Origin of the sequence: Mucilaginibacter conchicola (genome assembly GCF_003432115.1) — a bacterium.
GTDB classification, from domain to species: Bacteria; Bacteroidota; Bacteroidia; order Sphingobacteriales; family Sphingobacteriaceae; genus Mucilaginibacter; species Mucilaginibacter conchicola.
In genome coordinates this window covers 358,713-378,414 of sequence record NZ_QWDC01000001.1, presented here as the reverse complement: position 1 = coordinate 378,414, position 19,702 = coordinate 358,713, and the positions used below count along the sequence as shown (strand labels likewise).

The window sequence follows — 19,702 nt, the reverse complement described above, 5'->3', positions numbered from 1 at the left end:
CTTAAAACTTTTGTGGCTTCGGGTTATCCATCATGGCAGCAATGCCATCTTTTGATGCATCTTTAAATAAACCAAAATCGCTTAAGGCAATACTGGCAGATGCTTTAATAACACGCACCCTTACCTTTTGGACAGTCACTTTTTCTGATAATCTTATCAGGCGGTTACCGCCTATGCTGGTTGCTGTTGCAATTTCTTTCCATTTACCATCTTCCCATACATCAACCGCCACCGCATCAATACGCTGACCAAGCTTAATGTTCTCCCGCAGGCGTATCACATCAAACGTAACAGGCTTGTGCACATCGGCTACTATGTTGCCGGTGGTTACTTTATCATCGGTTGCCCAATAGGTGTAGCGGTCTGCATCAGTTAGTTTAGCAGTACCGTATTTGGCGGCGTTTTTACCGCGTACATTGCTGGCGGTAATGGTGGCACCTTTTGCAAGGTTAGAGGCAAAGGTGTTTGTTAATATCGTACCGAAAGCTTTTAACGACGCTACATCATTATTACTTAAGTTACCGGTTTGGTCGGGCGATAGTCCAAGATCAAACGCTGCGCCGCGGCCAACGCTGCTGTAGTATAGTTCTAACAACTTGGTCGGCGTTTTAACCGAATCGTCCTGGCGTTTGTGGTAGAACCATCCCGGGCGCAGCGATACGTCGCACTCTGCCGGCATCCAGAATTTGCCATCGCGGTGGCCATCGGTACCTTCATAATCTTTTACATAGCCGTTGCCCGGTGTTTTGCCTTCATCTGGTGCGTGCGGTGTGTAGGTTGCCCAGCAGGTTTCGCCGGCTTTGCCGTTCTCGTTGCCTACCCAGCGCACATCAGGGCCAACATCACCAAAAATTACAGCGTTTGGTTGCAGTTTGCGGGCTATTCCCCAGGTAGTATCCCAGCCGTAATAGGTTGATCGGTCAATTTTTCTCACCTCGCGTGCGCCACCATAGTAACCGTCGCCGCCATTGGCGCCATCGTGCCAGGTAATAAACAGCGGGCCGTAATTGGTGTATAGTTCTTGTAGTTGCTTACGGTAAACTTCGGTCACATATTCCGGCTTGCCGTAAAACTTGTTATTCCTGTCCCATGGCGAGCAGTAAACTCCCATCTTCATGCCCAGTTTATCGCAGGCCTGGCGGTATTCGCGTAAAATATCGCCTTTGCCTTTCTTGTATGGGCTTTTTGAGATGTTATGATCTGTGGTTTTGGTAGGCCACAGGCAAAAGCCATCATGGTGTTTGGCTACAACGATGATACCTTTAAAACCGCCTGCTTTTGCCGCGCCGACTATCTGCATGGCATCAAAGTTTGATGGGTTCACTATTTCCGGGCTTTCGTCGCCGTAGCCCCATTCTTTATCGGTATAAGTAGCAGTGCTCCAGTGTACAATGCAGTACATGCCGGTTTCCTGCCAGTTTAGCTGCCCTTGGGTGGGTAGCGGGCCGTAAGGTTTTGGTGCCGGTTGTGCAAATGCCAACGACGGAAGCAGTAATAATAATGCCGGTAAAAGTTTCATAAAGCAGATAATTTATAATTGCGCAGGATTACGCTAAAGTAATATTTAAAGCTAAATAATTGGCAGTGCGGGCTATTTCTTTTAAGTTAGCCATCCGTTAAAATATGCCTATGAAACTTCGCTACCTGTTATTGCTTGCACTGCCTTTCGGTGCATTTGCGCAATCGCAACCGGTTTATAAAGATGCTAATAAAGCGATCGACGTAAGAGTAAAAGACCTGCTCACCAAACTTACGCTCGAAGAGAAAATATCCCTTTTAGGTTATAACAGCAAGGCAGTACCGCGTTTAGGTATACCCGCTTATAATTGGTGGAACGAAGCTTTACACGGCGTTGCCCGTGCAGGTGAAGCGACGATATTTCCGCAGGCTATTGGCATGGCGGCTACTTTTAATGATGACCTGCTGAAACAGGTATCGACGGTTATCTCAACCGAGGCCCGTGCCAAGTATAACCTGTCGACGGGTTTGGGCAGGCGTTTGCAGTATATGGGGCTTACTTTCTGGACGCCTAATATCAATATCTTCCGCGACCCGCGCTGGGGCCGCGGGCAGGAAACCTATGGTGAAGATCCTTTCCTTACCTCGCGTATGGGGCGTGCTTTTGTAACCGGTTTACAAGGCGATGATCCGCATTATTTAAAAGCCAGTGCAACGGCTAAACATTACGCCGTACACAGTGGCCCTGAGGCAGGCAGGCACGAGTTTAATGCTATTATTGATGAGAAAGACCTGCGCGAAACTTACCTCTACTCGTTTAAATACCTGGTAGATGGCGGCGTAGAAAGTGTAATGTGTGCCTACAATCGTGTAAACAACGAACCCTGCTGTACCAGTAATACTTTGCTGCGCGATATCCTGCTGAAAGAATGGCAGTTTAAGGGCCACGTGGTGACCGACTGCGGCGCGCTCGACGACATCTACCTTCGACACAAAACCACGCCCGACCAGGTTGTTGTGGCTGCTGACGCTATAAAAGCTGGTGTAGACCTGGATTGCTCTACCCTGCTTCAAAACGATGTGATGAAAGCAGTTCAGCGTGGCTTGCTTAAGAAGGCTGATATAGATAAAGCATTATCTGCTACGCTGCGTACACAATTTAAATTGGGTTTTTATGATGATGCCAAACTGAACCCATATCATGCTTATGGCGCAGATAGCGTGCATAACGCACAACACATTGAATTGGCGCGTAGAGTGGCGCAGCAAAGCATGGTATTGTTAAAGAACGATAAGAACATACTGCCACTGAGCAAACAAAAATATAGCAGCTACATGGTGGTTGGCCCTAATGCTACCTCATACGATGCATTGGTGGGCAACTACCACGGCACGGGCAAAGTGATCAATTTTGTAGAAGGTATTACAGCTGCCGTTGGCCCTGCCGCACGTGTAGAGTATGATTTGGGAGCGGATAACCGCGATACCACGCACTTCGGCGGGATATGGGCTGCCGGTAACGCCGATGTGACCATTGCTGTGCTTGGTTTATCACCGGTTAATGAAGGTGAAGAAGGTGACGCTTTCCTTGCGGCAGGTGGCGGCGACAGGTTGAATCTGGAATTGCCTGCCAGCCATATCGCTTTCCTGAAAAAGCTGCGCAGCGATATGAAGAAACTGATCATAGCGGTAGTAACCGCCGGCAGCGACGTTAACATTGATGCCGTTGCCCAATATGCTGATGCCGTTATCCTTGCCTGGTACCCGGGTGAGCAGGGCGGCAACGCTTTGGCAGATATCCTTTTTGGCGATGTTTCACCATCAGGCCATTTGCCGCTTACTTTTTACAAGAGCCTGAGCAACGTGCCCGATTATAAGAATTACAACATGGCCGGCCGCACTTACCGTTATTATAACGGGCCGGTGCAGTATCCATTTGGTTTCGGATTAAGCTATACCAAATTTGAGTATGCATCTAAAAGCGAATTAAAATTGGGTTATACATTGAAAGATACAGTAAGCTTCACCATCGCTGTGAAAAACACAGGCAATATCAACGCCGATGAGGTGGTGCAGGCCTACATCCAATATCCGCAGGTTGAACGCATGCCGCTTAAAGAGTTAAAGGCATTTAAACGTGTAACGGTCAACAAAGGCGGCGAGACCACCGTTACGATCAATGTGCCTGTTAAAGAATTACAGAAATGGGACTTATATCACCGCGAATGGAAATTGTATGCGGGAGATTACAAACTCATACTCGGCAGTAATTCTGCGGATGAAAAGGTGGTTAAAGAGTTTAAAGTGAAATAACAATTATTGTCATTGCGAGGAGCGATAGCGACGCGGCAATCTCCTCGCGTTAATTATCCGCGAGGAGATTGCTTCTCCGCCATCCGGCGGATCGCAATGACAAATTCTATTAATAAATGTACAGCAAAGAACAAGCATCTCAATTACGGCAAGCATTCTGGACAGCATTTGGGCAGTATATGGCCCCTGTGTTTTCTGCAGAAGGGTTGCGCGTAAACTGGGTGAATTATAAAACAGGTGCCAAGCACATTTATTTCAGGATGCAGGCAGATAATAAATTGGCCAGTATTTCTATAGAGATCGCTCATCCCGATACAGAACTACAGGAATTATATTTTGAACAGCTGGAAACTTACAAGAACATCCTGCACGATACTTTAGGCGAAGAATGGCATTGGCAACTGCATGATGTAGATGAGTACGGCAAAACCATCAGCCGTATTTACAAAGAGATTTCCCCCACCAGTATCTATCAGCAGGAAAACTGGCCCGATCTAATCTCCTTTTTTAAACTCCGCATTATTGCATTGGATGAGTTTTGGAGCGATGTGAAATATGCCTTCGGGGTGAGTGTCTGAACTCGAATTGAAAGAATTTGAAAAACTGTTTTTAAATTAAGTAGTAACTTCTTCAAATTCTTTCAATTCCGAAAATTCGAGCCCCGACAATCCTGTAAATCCTGATTCAGACTTACTTCATATCCTTACAAATACTATCGGCTACTTTAAAATGGCTTTGTAGTTTTGGCAGAGTGGCTTTGGCAAAGTTTTGTACATCGCCGCCGGTGCTTTCAATAGCAGCGGTAAATAGCTTAATGGCCTTCTCGTGATCGTTAACCATCACCTGCGAATAGGCTTTATCAAAGGCAGTATCTGATTTAGTTTTTAAACTATTAAGTGCTTCAGTATGAATAGCGGTAAGCGTGTCACTTAAATTGATCTTAGCTTCGCTGGCTATCTTTTTTAATTGAGCATCAGCATCGGTATGATCGGCTATGATACGTTTGGCCATCGAGGTGATAGATGTATCTTTTGATTGTTTAAGCGCCAACTGCGAAAGTTGTATTTCTGCCAAACCGGCTTCGTGGGCGGTTTCAACAAACACTTTGGCGTTATCGGCCAATGCATCATTATTGTAATTTCTGCCCTTGCGATCGCCGCAGGCCAAAATTTCAAAAACGGTAACCAAAATAAGTATAGCGCCTAACCTTCTCATGTAAATATGGGTTTAATATTTACGTAACAAAGCAGGCGCTATACAGTTTGAAATGCGCTTTATATTTATTGTAACAGTTTTATGCCAGGTTGCGGCCTGCGTTTACAATACCGTATACCGTGCGGATAACCAGCTTATTGTAAATGCCGGTCAATTCCTCATCATCAGTATTGTTAAGGCATTGCAGGGCATAGTGCTGGATGATAACCAATGGCAAAACAATGCGCTCGCGCACGCCGATAGAGCGCCTGTCTACAGGAAACTCTTCCATCAACACGGTCGTTTCGGTAAGTTCAAGCAGCATTTGTTTGGTCAGCTCATATTCGGCTTTTAGACCTTTCCAGAACTTGGCGAATTTTTTATCCTTCTCCATATAAGCTGTAACGCGGAAATCTGCTTTAGACATTGACATCATACAGTTATCCAGCATGGTTTTAAAGAAACCCGACTTGTGGTACAGGTCGCGTACATCTTCCCAGCTGCCATTGTCTTTCATTTTCTTAAGCGCTGTGCCCACACCGTAAAAACCAGGGATGTTTTGTTTTAACTGGCTCCACGAGGTTACAAAACTGATAGCACGCAGATCATCAAGCTTCAATTTGGCACCCGAATTACGTTTGGTTGGGCGGCTGCTGATGTTGATCTGCGACAGTAACTTCAGCGGACTATATTTTTCCAGGTACTCCAGGAACAACGGATGCTCGCGCAGCTCGAGGAATAACTTGTGGCTGTTCTCGGCCATCTCTGCTATCAGGGCTTTGTGCTTGGCATCAAGCAGATCATGATGGTTTGGATGCAATGCCGAGGTAATACCCGCGCTGATCAGCTGCTCGGTATTGAACCTTGCAGTTTCTACCGAACCGTATTGCGAACTTACAGTTTGGCCTTGTATGGTCAACTGGATATGGTCGTTTGCTATCTCTTTACCCATTGATGCATAAAAACGGTGTGTTTTACCACCACCACGTGCAGGCGGGCCGCCGCGGCCATCAAAGAAGGCCAGTTGTATGCCATGCTTGCGTGCCATGGCCGTAAGCTCAACTTTTGCTTTGTAGATACTCCAGTTTGCCATCAGGTAGCCGCCATCTTTGGTACTATCGCTAAAGCCAAGCATAATGGTTTGCTTATTACCACGTGCCTTTAAGTGGCTTTTGTAGAATGGATGCGTGTACAAACGCTCCATTACTTCGCTGGCATGTTTAAGATCGTTAACGGTCTCAAACAATGGCATAAAATCAATGCTCAGTTTATCTTTTTCCCAGCCGCTCCACAGGTGCAGGGCAATTAGTTGCAGAATATCAGATGCCTGCTGGCAATTGCTGATGATAAATCGCTGGCAACCCTTTTCGCCGTTGCTGTGCTGTATCTGCTTCATCAGGCGGATGGTGTTCAGCGTATCCTGTATCAAAGGTTCGGCAGTATCGGGACATTTAAAATCGGCCTGGTTAAACGGCAGGCTTTTTAATTTGGCCACCTCGTCCATGTCGGCATAATTCTTTGGTACGCCGGTGTAAACTTTCTCGGTGGTGTATTTGAAAACATCGCGCAGTACGCGGCTGTCCTGTCTTATATCTAAAGTGGCAAAGTATGATCCAAACAGCTTCACCTTTTCTATGAGGCTCTCTACAATGTTCACAAACAAACCATCGTGGTTGTTAATGAGTGTGTCGCGCATTTCGCGAAGCGTTGTAAGCAGATAAGGTTGCAGGTCTTTAGGGTTTTGCTGCGTATTGAAAGCGTTATCGTAAAGTACCGTTTCTAAAGCCGATATAGTATCGGTTAATCCCCTGAAAGTGATACGGCGTTTCAGGTTTCGGAAATCGCGATAATAGCAACGGAAGATGATCTGTCTTAATAAAGTAGCTACAGAACGAGTAGTCTCTGTAGTAACGTTGGGGTTGCCATCGCGGTCGCCGCCCGGCCAAAAGCCAAGTTCAAGTGCGTTGGGGTTGCCTTCTATATCAAACTCATCTTCGAGTTTTGACTGTATGCCCGATAATGCGTGGTAAAACACATTCTCAAGAAACCACACCAAACTCCTTGCCTCATCAACAGGAGTTGGTGATTTTTTATTGAAGAATGGTGTTTTACCTAATTGCTGCAACAGTACGTCGATAGAAGCGATATCGTTGGTTTTCAAAGCCTCTATCATATCAGTCATGATACCTAAAACCGAATCTGGGTAAAACTGCGTTGGGTGGGCGGTTAATACCAGCCTTAATGAAAAATCCTGCAGTTGCTTGCTGATGTTAGCCCTTGCTTCTTCGCTTTGTGCTGCCTGTTGGATAAGGCTTTGCAGCGAACCGGTATCATCTGTGCGGGTGATCTTGCCGAAGGATGAATCCTCAATAGCATCAAACAAAACTACTTGGCGCTCAATGTATTGTATAAAGCGGAAAAGGCGATTTAACTCTTCGCGGTGATCTACACCAGGAACGTATTTCTTGAAAAAAGAATCGATAATATCATTAGGAGATCTCTGCTCGGCTGCCCCTTTCTCGCAATGTGCACTAAAGAACGGAAGCAACTGACCAATCTCCTTCACCTGGTAGAAAGGCAGCGTTTGGAACAAACTATTATAAAGCTCAAAGCGCTTTACAACTTCCTGGTTAAAAACGGACTCTTTCTGACTAAGCCTAAGCGTTGATGGCATATTTGTACAGGTTTATAGTGTTATATTGGTGTTAACGGCGTGAATTTAATGATCTAAAATCAAAATACCGTATAAACTGCAAAATTTATAACGGTTTAGTTATTTTAATGCAATATTGATTATTGTAAAACCATAGCCGTTTTATTTGTTTAATTTTGCAGCATAAATATCGTGCCTAATAAACAGTAGATGAAAAGCCATCAGCGGGAAATAAAAAGCTTTTTTTACAGCCAGTATTTTTCAGATGGCCTTCGCATGTCTATAGGCATCCTTGCTCCCGCCCTCTTAATGATGGAATTAGGGCATTTTGATGAAGGCCTAACCATGTCGTTAGGCGCTTTATGTATCTGTACCATTGATAGCCCCGGCCCTCTTATCCATAAGCGAAACGGTATGCTTATTGGCAATGCTATATTGCTTGTAGTATCGCTTATAACAGGCTATGCCCGCTTAAATGTAGTTACCCTGGGGATTGAGATAACGACACTTGCCTTTCTGTTTTCCATGCTTATTGTTTATGGTAACAGGGCTGCATCAGTAGGTACATCGGGCCTGCTTATTATGATATTTATGATGGATAAGCGGGTGCCACCGCCTGAAGTCCCGCTGTTTTGCTTAACCATTTTGGCTGGTGGCGTGTGGTATATGCTGTTTGCTATCATCTTCTTCGGGATAAGGCCTTACCGGGCAGCACAGCAAACTTTGGGCGAGAGCGTGGCCGATGTGGCCAACTTCCTGCGTATAAAAGCCGATTTTTACGATACCCGTACTGATGTTGATGAGAATTATCGCAAACTGGTGCTAAGCCAAATACAAGTGAGCAACCATCAGGATGCCGTTAGAGAGATACTGTTCAAGAGCCGTGTGATGGTGCGCGAATCTACCCCTGCAAGCCGTGTGCTGGTAATTACCTTTAACGATCTGGTAGATATGTTTGAGCAGATAATGGCCACTCATTATGACTACAGCTCTATCCGCGAGAAATTTGAAAAGACGGGTGTTTTGGCCGATGTTAGTTGGTTTTTACACCTTATGGCCGATGACCTGGATAACATAGGCTACGCTATTCTGGCAAACAGACGACCGGAAAAACTACATAATTTTGATTTGCCGCTCGAAAGGCTTAAATTGAAGATTGATAATGTTGGTATAGATGATAAGGAAACCAGCAACCTTGTGCTGAAAAAGATCCTGATCAATCTGCGTGACTTGGGCAAAACCATCACCAACATTTACCAATATTACCACTCTAAAGCATCAGATGGGTTGGTACAAAACCTTAACGATGTAGAATACTCTAAATTTGTAGGCCATCAGGATTTTGCACCGCATATTTTCTGGGATAACCTTACCCTTAATTCGGGTGCGTTTAAGCACGCCCTGCGGGTATCATTGGTATGTTTAGTGGGTTTTATTGCGGCTAAAAACTTCTCGTTGGGCGGGCACAGCTATTGGGTATTACTAACCATTATAGTTATCCTAAAGCCAGGTTTCAGTTTATCAAAGCAGCGTAATTACCAGCGTTTGATAGGTACCATAGTTGGTGGTGCCATTGGTATTGTGATTTTATATTTTATTCCCGATAAAACGGCACAGTTCTGCATACTGGTTGGCCTCATGATAGGTACCTACAGTTTTTTAAGGTTGAATTACGTAGTGTCAGTAATATTCATGACGCCTTACGTGCTTATCCTGTTCAAGTTTTTGGGACTGGGCCATTTGAATATAGCGCAAGAACGTATTGTAGATACGCTGATAGGCTCAGGTATCGCTTTTATTGCCAGTTACCTTATATTCCCAACCTGGGAGTTTCAGGTGGTGCAGGAAAGCTTGCAGCAGGTACTTAATTCAAATGTGAATTACCTGCGCAAAGTATCAGACAGTTTATCGGGCAAGGAAGTTACCATTACCGAATATAAACTTGCCCGCAAGGATGTTTATGTAAGTTCGGCCAACTTATCAGCCGTGTTTGAGCGCATGACATCAGAGCCCAAGCGTAAACAGCGCAATATTAAAGACCTGCACAAGTTTGTTGTGCTTAACCATGTGCTGGCATCTTATACGGCAAATATTGCTACCGCGATTATCCGCAATAAACCACAAGGTGTACATCCGGATATGCTTAGATCGGTAAAGAAAAGTATAGCTGTATTAAAAGAAGCCATCAACCGCATGAGCGGAAAGATAGAAGAACCCAAAAAGCTTGATGATGCCATACGTTTAAGCAGTATACCGTCACCAGAAACTTTACCCCTGCCACTAACCGCAGATGAGAACCTGATGAAAGAGCAGCTTGGGTTTATCCATAAAGTATCAATAGATCTGGCAAAGATCACTGATAGTGTATTAAGATAGAGCTATCGCTTTGCGAAGATTCGCATTTGTGCCACGTTTAACGAACCTGGTTTTATCGGGGCATCGCGTTCTGGTATATCCAACGCGCGGCGTATGTCGTTATCCGTATCTTTATTAATAATGCGGCCACGCTCGTAAAGTGGCATAAATTCCAGTGTGGTAGTACTTACGCCGGGTAATTTAACAATGTCTTTATCCAGGTCAAATACAGCAATATCTATCGGTATAATAACACGGCCGTCATCAAGGCCAACATCGTTGCTCTCCATATCCAATATAATGTAGCGTACTTTACGGGTTTCAGCGTTAAATAATAACTCTGATACCTCGCCTACCTTGTTCTTATGAGTATCAAGTATATCCCAGCCCATAATATCCGGTTGGTTATCTGCTATTTCAAAATCACTTTCATTTAATTCTTCAAGGTGATCGTAATCACCGGTGTTATCTGCAAAGTCCATTTTTGTTGTGTTTAAGTTTTTATTGTGCTGCTTTATCCGGAAAGGCTACTATCTCTACACTGCGATTGAGCGCTCTTCCTTTTTCGGTGGCGTTTGTGGCCACTGGTTGCTGTTCGCCCATCGAGTGGATGGATATCTGGTCTACCGGCAAGCGGCCCTGTTTGGTTAACCAATCTTTAACAGCTTCAGCACGTGCAGCACCGAGGTTCTTATTTGCAATGGTATTCCCAATAGAATCTGTATGGCCGTAAACGCCTATATTAGCGTCCTTATAACGTTTAATTAAGGAGGTTACTACCTGTTGTAAGGCAGTTTCAGAAGCCGGCATTATCTTGCTATCTCCTTTTTTGAAAAGGATATTTTCGCCGAGGCTATAAATGGTATAATGGTCGTTACCTTTTACGATAACTGCAGTGTCTGTTACCTCTTCATAGTTTGATGCCGGGATATTAAAATCTATCTTACTCCAATCTGGCTGTGTGGTAACTATGGTATTGCTATCGAGTTTTGCGGTATCTTGTTTAATAGTATCGGCTGCATCAACTTTTAGGGGGGAGCTTTTATTGCAACCTTTATAAAGTAAAACAGCCGCGCCCGCAGCTAGTATCAGAAAAATGATCAACAGCCAGGCAGAGCTATGCTTTTTAGGCTGTACATCTAATTGTGCCATTGTTGTGTTCTTGTTTGGTTGACAATAAGCACAAACCACGCCAAATGAATTTCTGATGAAATAAAAAAGGGTTGTACAGTTATTACAGGTGGTTATTGCGGTGATATTACAGGTGTGCACAACTCGTGCACAGCAATGTTACAAGCTCCATCCGCGTATACCGACTTCAATTTGCTACATTCGTGCATATAAAAGCCCTATATCTTAACAGAATGAAAAACTTTAACAAACTATTTATTGCAGCCGCTTTATGCGTAAGCAGTTCTGCTTTTGCGCAAAACAACAATGCGGTTGTAGATAAAATTGTAAAAGAAGCTACTGAGAACTCGCAGCTTCAGACCCTTGCGCATGAACTTTTTGACGGCATTGGCCCACGTTTGGTGGGTACCCCGCAATATGACCAGGCAGGCAAATGGGCGCTTGATAAATATAAAGGCTGGGGCATTACAGCCAAACAGGAAAAATGGGGCGACTGGCGCGGTTGGGAACGCGGCATATCGCACATTGATATGGTTTACCCGCGCGTGCACAGCATTGAGGGTACACAGTTGGCCTGGAGCCCCGGTATGAAAGCAGCAGTTACCGCCGAGACGGTTATCCTGCCTGATGTTGCCGATTCTGCAGCATTTGCCAAATGGCTTCCTGCTGTTAAAGGCAAGTTTGTAATGATATCGATGAACCCGGTAAGCGGCCGCCCGGATGATAACTGGAAAGAGTTTGCTTTACAGGAGTCAATTGACAAAATGAAAGCTGAGCGTGGTGCCCAAACCGAAGCATGGCGTAACCGCGTTAAAAAGACCGGGTACAATGGCCGCACCCTGCCGGTGGCTTTAGAAAAAGCCGGCGCTGCGGGTATTATTACTAATTATTGGTCGCAAGGATTTGGAGTGGATAAGATATTTGCTGCCTACACCAAAACTATACCTACCGTTGATATCGCTTTGGAAGATTACGGCCTGCTTTACCGCTTGACAGAAAAGAATGAGAAACCGCGTATTACCATCCATACCGAATCAAAAGAGTTGGGCCCAAAAGCTACCTTTAACGTCATCGGCGAGATAAAAGGCAGCGAGAAACCAAACGAGTATGTGATGCTATCAGCTCACTTCGACTCATGGGACGGCGGAACAGGCGCTACTGATAACGGTACCGGTACTTTAACTATGATGGAAGCCATGCGCATCCTTAAGAAAGTGTACCCTAAACCAAAGCGTACTATCTTGGTAGGCCATTGGGCCAGTGAAGAGCAGGGTTTGAACGGCTCACGTGCTTTTGTTGAAGACCATCCCGAAATTGTAGCTAATCTGCAGGCATTATTTAACCAGGATAACGGTACAGGCCGGGTTGTAAATATAAGCGGACAGGGTTATGCCAAAGCGGGCGATTTCATCAGTAAATGGCTTGAGGTTGTACCTGATACTATTCGCCATCAGATAAAAACCAACTTCCCGGGCACACCTGGTGGTGGCGGTTCTGATTTTGCATCATTTGTTGCAGTTGGCGCACCGGGCTTCTCTCTGGGTTCAAACAGCTGGTCGTACGGTAATTATACCTGGCACACCAACCGCGATACTTATGATAAAGTTGTGTTTGATGACCTGCGCAGTAATGCCATCCTAACAGCTATACTGGTATACATGGCATCAGAAGATCCGAACAAATTCCCTCGCGATAAAGCAACCGGCGAAAATGGCCAGCCTATAAAATGGCCGGAACAAGGTAAAGCTAACCGCCACGGTGGTTTTGAATAAACTTTGCTTACAATAAACAATAAAGCCCGCCCGGAATATCTCCGAAGCGGGCTTTTTATTAGGATTGTTGTTATTGGTTTAGAATACAAATTTCTGTACCGAACTGCGGAAGCTGTAGATAGCGCCATTCTTGCTATCGAGCAACAAGCCCCATGAACCGTTCATGTTAACCCCCAGCAGCGGGCCGGTGTACAATGGTTGCCCGTTGGTAAACTCTTTACCATTGCCGCCAATGGTGGTTACCTCGCCGGTACGGGTAGCTATTTTGCGGATACGGAAGTTGCCGTTATCGCTCACATAAAGATCGAGGTTTGATACGGCTATGCTGCGGATATCGTTAAACTGCGCTTCGGCAATTGCACCATCTTTATAACCGTTGGCATATTGTGAAATTACCGGTGTGATAGTAGCATCAGGAGCGATTTTATATATAGCTGCCTGCGTTGGTACATCGGTAGTATATTTACCTTTCACGTAGGCTACTACATAGAGGTTATCGTTGCCATCAATATCCATAGCATAAGCACCGCGGCCACCAAAAGCACCGCCTGTACCACCTTGAATGTACTTTTCAGCGGTGGCCTCTTTTTTTACTTTCAAGATGTCAGGTGTATTGAAATTCTCACTTAGTACATAGTATTGGCCTTTGCTGTCAACTTCCATTCCTTTAATGCTTTGGTCATACAGGTAAGTTTCAAACTCTTTGGTAACTAAATCCTGCGATGATATAGTGGCCATATAAGTTTTAACCTGCCCGTTTGGCCATGTACTTAGGTATAATAAGGCATGTACCACACCGTTCTGATCGTTTGTTAAGCCTATACATTTGTAGCTGTTGATGGTAACAAAATTGATCTCGGTTTTGCTGAAGGTTTTAAGCACGTTACCGTTGTAGTCCATTTTCACCAGTTGCTGGTTTTCGTCTACTACATATAGGTTACCTTTGCTATCAACAGCGCGGTTCCCAAAATCATACGGGCCACTGCTTATCCTGGCGGCCTGCCCTTTGGCGCCCACATTAACCGGCGGATCTACAACAATTACGTCAATAGTGAACTTAACATCCAACCCGTTTGCCGGTGTAACATCGTAACCTTTTACTTTGATAGTAATATTGCCTGTTTCAACACCTTGCGGAACTTCAACAGTTAATTGTGTTGCGGTGGCAGATTTTACCGCGGCTGTTTTTGTGCCAAACTTTACTTCATTTTCGGTAGTAACGGTGCTGAAATTGGTACCTGTTAGAGTGATCACATCTCCCACTTTACCGTGCGATACAGAGATGGCAGTTAGCGTGGCTGCAGGTACATAGGTAAAGGTAGGGCCCTCTTTGGTTTCGCTGTTTTTTACTTTAACGGATATTTTACCGGTTGTGCCGTTTGCCGGCGCCTTCACTTCTACTTTGGTGGCTGTTGCACTTACTATTGTTGCATCAACACCGTTAATTTTCACTACATTATCAGCCATTGTAGTGCTGAAATTTGTACCGGTAATAGATATCACATCGCCCGCGCGGCCGCTGGTTGGCGCAATATTCTCTATTGTTGGCGTGGCTGCAACCGGTGTAGGGTCAACAATGTCTGATTTTGGTTTGATGGTGGTTTTATAACCCGCATAAAATACAGAACCTGTAGAAGTAAACTCCCGGCCCGCAGCATCTTTAAAAGTTAAATTCCACTCCATTGAAAAACTTCCGTCTTCGTCAATGGTCATTTTAATAAACCCGCTAAATGCATAATAAGCGTTGCCGGCGTTGTTATACACGATGTAGGTTTGCAAAACAGGCGAAGTGCCATTGGCCTGGATCTTAACGCCAGGTGTACCAGGGTTAAACGAGGTGCCAGCTTTTTTGGTGATATCAACCTGCCCCGCCTTCATATCGGCGATGAAGAATTTCATACTTGATGAACCATCCAAGGTTATATCCGTAAGGTTGCTTTTTATAGCATCGCCGTCGGTAGAGTAAAAGGTGTTTTTAACCTGGCTTTTATCGAGTTTGAATGATTTTCCATCGATAGTACCGTTAAAGGCAGGCTTATCTTCTTTTTTGGGTGGTACAGGGTCTGGCTTAACGTTGTTGTCTTTTTTGCAAGCACTGATAAGGATGGTAAACATCATCGTCAGGCTTAGGATCTTGGTAAAGGTTTTTTTCATGATCTGTGGGTGTGTTTAGTTTGCCTAAAGGTCGGGCTTAAACACACGCAGGTAAATCAGTGGAAAAGGGCATATTTATCTGCGGGATTTCCGCAAAACAACAAAGGCTTCCCTAAAGAAGCCCTTGTTAAACATTTGTTATATCTTATTTTTGCCCCATGGCGTATTTGATACCGCCAAGCAGGTGTTTCAAAAACAAAGGTTCACTGTATGAGGCATCGGTATGGCCCAAAGCTGTATAAAACGCCCTGCCGCCATCATAAGTGTGGTACCATGCCATTGGGTGGTTATCGCCGTTTTCGCCACCGGTATAGCTTTTTTCATCTATTTTGATGAGTATGTGTAGCCCCCCGGCTATCCACTTGTAATTATACCATTCATCCAACCGGCGCCATGTTGCAGGCAAGTGTTTGGTTGCTATGAAGTTTCTGTCTACTACTTCTAAATTGGCTTCCTGTTGTTTGCTGGGGTGGCTTTTAAAATAAGCGCCTACCAGGTTACCGTACCATGGCCAGTCGTACTCGGTATCTGTTGCGGCATGTACGCCTACAAAGCCGCCACCTTGTTTTATGTATCGCTCAAACGCGGTTTGCTGCTCTGCATTCAGCACATCGCCGGTGGTGCTCAGAAAAATGATTGCTTTGTATTTTTTCAGATTATCCAACGTAAACAGCGCAGAGTTGGTGGTGGTATCCACATCAAAATTGTTCTCCTGCCCCATTTTAATAATGGCAGGAATACCCACAGCTATCGACTCGTGATGAAAACCAGCCGTTTTGCTGAAGATAAGCACCCGCGGTTTCGCAAAGCCAAAAGTGATTATCGTGACAAAAAGTAAAGCAAATGATAAGATGTATTTTTTCATAATGATGTTAAATCTTAAACTCTAAAGAGTACAAAACTAATCTCTAATTAACTGATTCCGCCCTTCTTCAACTCCTGCACGGCAAAATTTGCAGCACGGGCAGTAAGGGCCATATAGGTTAACGATGGGTTTTGGCAGGCAGATGAGGTCATGCATGCACCATCGGTAACAAAAACGTTTTTAGCATCCCAAACCTGGTTATGCTTATTTAATACCGATGTTTTTGGATCGCGTCCCATACGTGCGGTACCCATTTCGTGTATACCATCGCCAACGTTGTGCCCTTTATCGTGTGTTTCTACATTTTTTACACCGGCAGCTTCCAGCATGGCTTTGGCTTCGTTAACGATATCTACACGCATTTTGCGCTCGTTGTCTTTTATCTCGGCATCCATAGAAAGTACCGGCAGTCCCCATTTGTCTTTCACTTTAGGGTCAAGGGTGATCTTGTTATCGTGGTATGGCAACAACTCGCCGAAACCGCCTATGCCCATTGTCCAGGCACCCGGTTCGCTTAATGCGTCTTTATATTTTGTACCGATACCATACTCGGCTATTTCGCGGCTCCAGCCCTGGCGGCCCGCACCACCCTGGTAGCCAAAACCACGCAGATAGTCGCGTTTGTCATTACCAATATTGGCAAAACGAGCCAGGTAAACACCGTTTGCCCTTCGGCCAAAATAGTATTTATCTTCATAACCCTCTACCAAACCGCTGGCACCAAGGTTATAATGATGATCCATAATGTTATGGCCCAGTTCGCCGCTGCTGCTGCCCAAGCCTTGCGGCCAAATATCGGTAGCCGAGTTCATCAACACCCAGGCACTGTTCAGTGCTGAAGCATTCAGGAATACCACTTTAGCATAATACTCATACGTTTTATTAGTTTCAGTATCCAGTACCTCTACGCCTTTGGCTTTTTTGGTATCCTTGTCATATAACACTTTGGTGACGATGGATTGCGGCCTTACCGTAAGGTTGCCTGTTTTAACGGCAGCCGGCAAAGTTGATGACTGCGTGCTGAAATATCCGCCAAACGGGCAACCTTCCCAGCAGCGGTTGCGATACTGGCAATTGGTGCGGTTGTTATATGGCACCGTAATATTAGCAGAGCGGCCAATGATCATGTGCCTGCCAAATTTCTTTTTAATGCTGGCAGCCACATCTTTTTCCACCACGTTCAATTCCATAGGCGGCAGAAAATGGCCGTCCGGTAAATTCGGGATACCTTCCATTGACCCACTTATACCAATGAACTTTTCTACATGGTCATACCAGGGGGCTATATCTTTATAGCGGATGGGCCAGTCTATCGCCCAGCCGTCTTTAGCGTTGGCTTCAAAGTCAAGGTCGCTCCAGCGGTAGCTTTGCCTGCCCCACAAAATAGAGCGACCACCCATGCGGTATGATCGCCACCAGTTAAAAGGTTTTACTTCTGTGTATGGTGCTTCCTGCTCATTAACCCAGGCATCCATTATAGGTTCAGATGCACCCCAGTTACGGGATATTACCGGCCGTTGCTTGCGTTGTGCCTGTGTTACGTTGCCGCGGTGTTCAAACTGCCAAGGGGCATTGTTAGCGGTTTTATAATCTTTAATGTGTTCGTAGTTGGGGCCACGCTCCAGCATAATGGTTTTAAGGCCGAGTTCGGTAAGCTCTTTGGCAGCCCAGCCGCCGCTAATGCCCGAGCCAACCACAATGGCATCATACGTGTTGTTGGCCGCAGCCTTTAAGTTAAGGTTAGCAGAATTATTTTCCATTTACAGCAGGTTTTGCCGGTGTAGGGTGCCCGGTGGGTTAATTGGTTAAAACAATACTATCAATTAAAAGGCAATAAATCAATTGTAAATTAAACAATTGCCCGTACTGGCTATATTCCTCGCTATGCTGTATGTTTGTGTATGCTTCGTGTATCACAACTCATTATCTATCCCATTAAATCATTAGGCGGTATTGAACTGACCACCGCTAAAGTAACCGACCGCGGCCTTGAACACGACCGCCGCTGGATGCTGATAGATGATGATAACCGCTTCCTCTCGCAACGCGAATATGCGCAACTGGCGCTGTGCAAAGTGAGCGTAGAAGATGATGGCTTAAGTGTTACCTATACGCCAGATGGCTCATCCATAAAAATTCCTTTTGAACCTATTAAACAGGATGCCCTTGAGGTAACCATTTGGGATGATACCTGCAGCGGCCAGCTGGTTAGCGATGAAGTTGATGCCTGGTTTACCGAAAAGTTAGGCAAGAGCAGCCGCTTGGTTTATATGCCAGATGAAACACACAGGCAAACAGACCTGCGCTACACCAGTGAAGGTATGGTAACCTCATTTTCTGATGCCTACCCCCTGCTCATCATTGGTCAGGCGGCGCTGGATGACCTTAACTCACGCCTGGATGAGGCGCTGCCCATGAACCGCTTTCGCCCGAATGTGGTATTTACAGGCGGCGCACCCTACAGCGAGGATCTGATGAACCATATCCAAATTAACGGACTGGATTTTTACGGCGTTAAACTATGCGCCCGTTGTATCATGACCACTATCAATCAGGAAACCATCGCCAAAGGCAAAGAACCTTTAAAAACGCTGGCAAAATATCGCCGCAAAGGCAATAAGATACTATTTGGGCAAAACCTGGCTTTAATAGGTACGGGTAACATTAATGTAGGCGATGAGCTGACTGTTCTATCAACCCATACCGAAGAACGTTTTATTGTTGGCAGCGATGCGCCTACTTCGGCAGCTTAACTTTGTAAACACGGTAAGGGTATTCCACTTTATCCTGCCCGTTGTTATATTTCGGCAGCCTGTGCATTTGCGATGCGCTGAGGTATAAATAACCATCAGTACCAATCCCAAATGAATCGGGCCAAATCAAGCGGTTATCCTGCACCAGCGTCTTTACTTCTCCGTTCGGTTTTACGTATTGGATGGCGTGCTCTACAGAGTTACTCAAATAGATGTATCCCCTGCTATCGGCTATCATACCGTGACAAACGCCGGTTTCGGCAACGGTCTCTACTTTGCTGCTCAGGTCGTCATCGCTAAGGGTAACGTTGGCCAGAAACTCGGTTGCAATACGGTACAATTTGGTTTGGTTGATGGCCCTGAAATAGAACCACTGATTATCATGCGTTAAAGCAATGCCGTTTACATTTGATGTGAAAGGCTTTCCGCTTTGGTCGATAACGTCTTTGCCATCCAAATGCAGTTTAAAACCGGCCGTAACTACCGTACTTTTATCATCTTTCAATACAATGCGGCTTTTGCCGGTGTTAAGGTCGAGCACTACAATGGCATGGAGTCCCGGATCTGACAAGTAGGCCAACTGGCGGCTGTTATCCACGCAAACATCATTCAACGCGCTTTGGTCTTTCGGCAGATCATCAAAATCATAAATACGCTGTACTTTGTTATCATCCAGGCTAATCTTAATCAACTTGAATTTGCCTTCCTTCTTTTTGTTATCACCGATAACAGCAGCCCCGCCACCCGGTGCCGAATCCAATACCCAAAGGTTGTTCATGCCGTCAGCATACAAGTCCTGCACGTTTACAAAATGAGTTTCGGTTTGGGCGGTATCTATTTTATTCCATTCCGTGTTTGGGAACGCAATGCGCTGGCCGTTTTTGATCTCGGTTAGTCCGTATAAGTAAGGCTCGGTATTCGGGAACGATACGAATAACCTGTTGCTTTTAGGTGCAACCGTTACACCGATAGGTTGATTTTTGCCAAATTGGGCAACCTCTGTAAGTTGTTGTGCGTTGCTGTTAAGCATAAAACATAATAGAAATATTGTTAG

The 19,702-nt window shown here is 45.2% G+C and carries 14 protein-coding genes; 5 read left to right on the top strand and 9 right to left on the bottom strand.

Annotation, left to right across the window (positions count from 1 at the left end; genetic code table 11):
• Position 1: 1 nt before the first annotated feature.
• On the bottom strand, positions 2-1,519 hold the full coding sequence (locus D0C36_RS01490) for an alpha-L-fucosidase (protein ID WP_117389822.1): 1,518 nt from the start codon (positions 1,517-1,519) through the stop codon (positions 2-4).
• Positions 1,520-1,623: 104 nt separating this feature from the next.
• Here D0C36_RS01490 and D0C36_RS01485 point away from each other — a divergent pair, with 104 nt between their 5' ends.
• Both D0C36_RS01485 and D0C36_RS01480 read left to right on the top strand, forming a co-directional pair.
• Positions 1,624-3,771, top strand: coding sequence for a glycoside hydrolase family 3 C-terminal domain-containing protein (locus D0C36_RS01485; RefSeq protein WP_199501945.1), 2,148 nt, complete (start codon positions 1,624-1,626; stop codon positions 3,769-3,771).
• A 116-nt stretch (positions 3,772-3,887) separates the two neighbouring features.
• Positions 3,888-4,349 (top strand): DUF4268 domain-containing protein, encoded by a 462-nt coding sequence (locus D0C36_RS01480; RefSeq protein WP_117389820.1) that lies wholly within the window; start codon positions 3,888-3,890, stop codon positions 4,347-4,349.
• A gap of 112 nt (positions 4,350-4,461) precedes the next feature.
• On the opposite strand, the gene D0C36_RS01475 is transcribed toward D0C36_RS01480, so the two are convergent.
• Positions 4,462-4,986, bottom strand: coding sequence for a DUF4142 domain-containing protein (locus D0C36_RS01475; protein WP_117389819.1), 525 nt, complete (start codon positions 4,984-4,986; stop codon positions 4,462-4,464).
• Between the two features lie 79 nt (positions 4,987-5,065).
• Positions 5,066-7,639 carry a phosphoenolpyruvate carboxylase gene (locus tag D0C36_RS01470; protein WP_117389818.1) on the bottom strand — a complete coding sequence of 858 codons (2,574 nt, stop codon included), beginning with the start codon at positions 7,637-7,639 and terminating at the stop codon, positions 5,066-5,068.
• A 189-nt stretch (positions 7,640-7,828) separates the two neighbouring features.
• Between D0C36_RS01470 and D0C36_RS01465 the strand changes: the two genes are divergently transcribed.
• A complete protein-coding gene (locus D0C36_RS01465; protein ID WP_117389817.1) occupies positions 7,829-9,994 on the top strand; it encodes an FUSC family protein in 2,166 nt (721 codons plus the stop codon).
• A 2-nt stretch (positions 9,995-9,996) separates the two neighbouring features.
• On the opposite strand, the gene D0C36_RS01460 is transcribed toward D0C36_RS01465, so the two are convergent.
• Complete coding sequence (locus tag D0C36_RS01460) at positions 9,997-10,455, bottom strand: PRC-barrel domain-containing protein (RefSeq protein WP_117389816.1); 459 nt, start codon at positions 10,453-10,455, stop codon at positions 9,997-9,999.
• A 19-nt stretch (positions 10,456-10,474) separates the two neighbouring features.
• Entirely contained in the window at positions 10,475-11,125 is a 651-nt protein-coding gene (locus D0C36_RS01455; protein WP_117389815.1) for an OmpA family protein, read from the bottom strand.
• Between the two features lie 212 nt (positions 11,126-11,337).
• On the opposite strand from D0C36_RS01455, the gene D0C36_RS01450 reads away from it, so the two are divergent.
• The gene (locus tag D0C36_RS01450) at positions 11,338-12,876 is read left to right on the top strand and encodes a M20/M25/M40 family metallo-hydrolase (protein WP_117389814.1); all 1,539 of its coding nucleotides are present in this window, start codon (positions 11,338-11,340) and stop codon (positions 12,874-12,876) included.
• A 78-nt stretch (positions 12,877-12,954) separates the two neighbouring features.
• Here D0C36_RS01450 and D0C36_RS01445 read toward each other — a convergent pair whose 3' ends face one another.
• From D0C36_RS01445 to D0C36_RS01435, 3 genes are all read right to left on the bottom strand, one after another.
• Positions 12,955-15,030, bottom strand: coding sequence for an IPT/TIG domain-containing protein (locus tag D0C36_RS01445; RefSeq protein ID WP_117389813.1), 2,076 nt, complete (start codon positions 15,028-15,030; stop codon positions 12,955-12,957).
• Positions 15,031-15,175: 145 nt separating this feature from the next.
• Positions 15,176-15,895 (bottom strand): ThuA domain-containing protein, encoded by a 720-nt coding sequence (locus D0C36_RS01440; RefSeq protein WP_117389812.1) that lies wholly within the window; start codon positions 15,893-15,895, stop codon positions 15,176-15,178.
• Positions 15,896-15,942: 47 nt separating this feature from the next.
• Complete coding sequence (locus D0C36_RS01435) at positions 15,943-17,655, bottom strand: GMC oxidoreductase (protein ID WP_117389811.1); 1,713 nt, start codon at positions 17,653-17,655, stop codon at positions 15,943-15,945.
• Positions 17,656-17,796: 141 nt separating this feature from the next.
• Between D0C36_RS01435 and D0C36_RS01430 the strand changes: the two genes are divergently transcribed.
• Positions 17,797-18,648: an MOSC domain-containing protein gene (locus D0C36_RS01430; RefSeq protein WP_117389810.1), complete on the top strand. Its 852-nt coding sequence runs from the start codon at positions 17,797-17,799 to the stop codon at positions 18,646-18,648.
• Here D0C36_RS01430 and D0C36_RS01425 read toward each other — a convergent pair.
• On the bottom strand, positions 18,632-19,678 hold the full coding sequence (locus D0C36_RS01425; RefSeq protein ID WP_117389809.1) for an L-dopachrome tautomerase-related protein: 1,047 nt from the start codon (positions 19,676-19,678) through the stop codon (positions 18,632-18,634). The two genes, D0C36_RS01430 and D0C36_RS01425, sit on opposite strands and share 17 nt — an antisense overlap.
• Between the last annotated feature and the right edge of the window lie 24 nt (positions 19,679-19,702).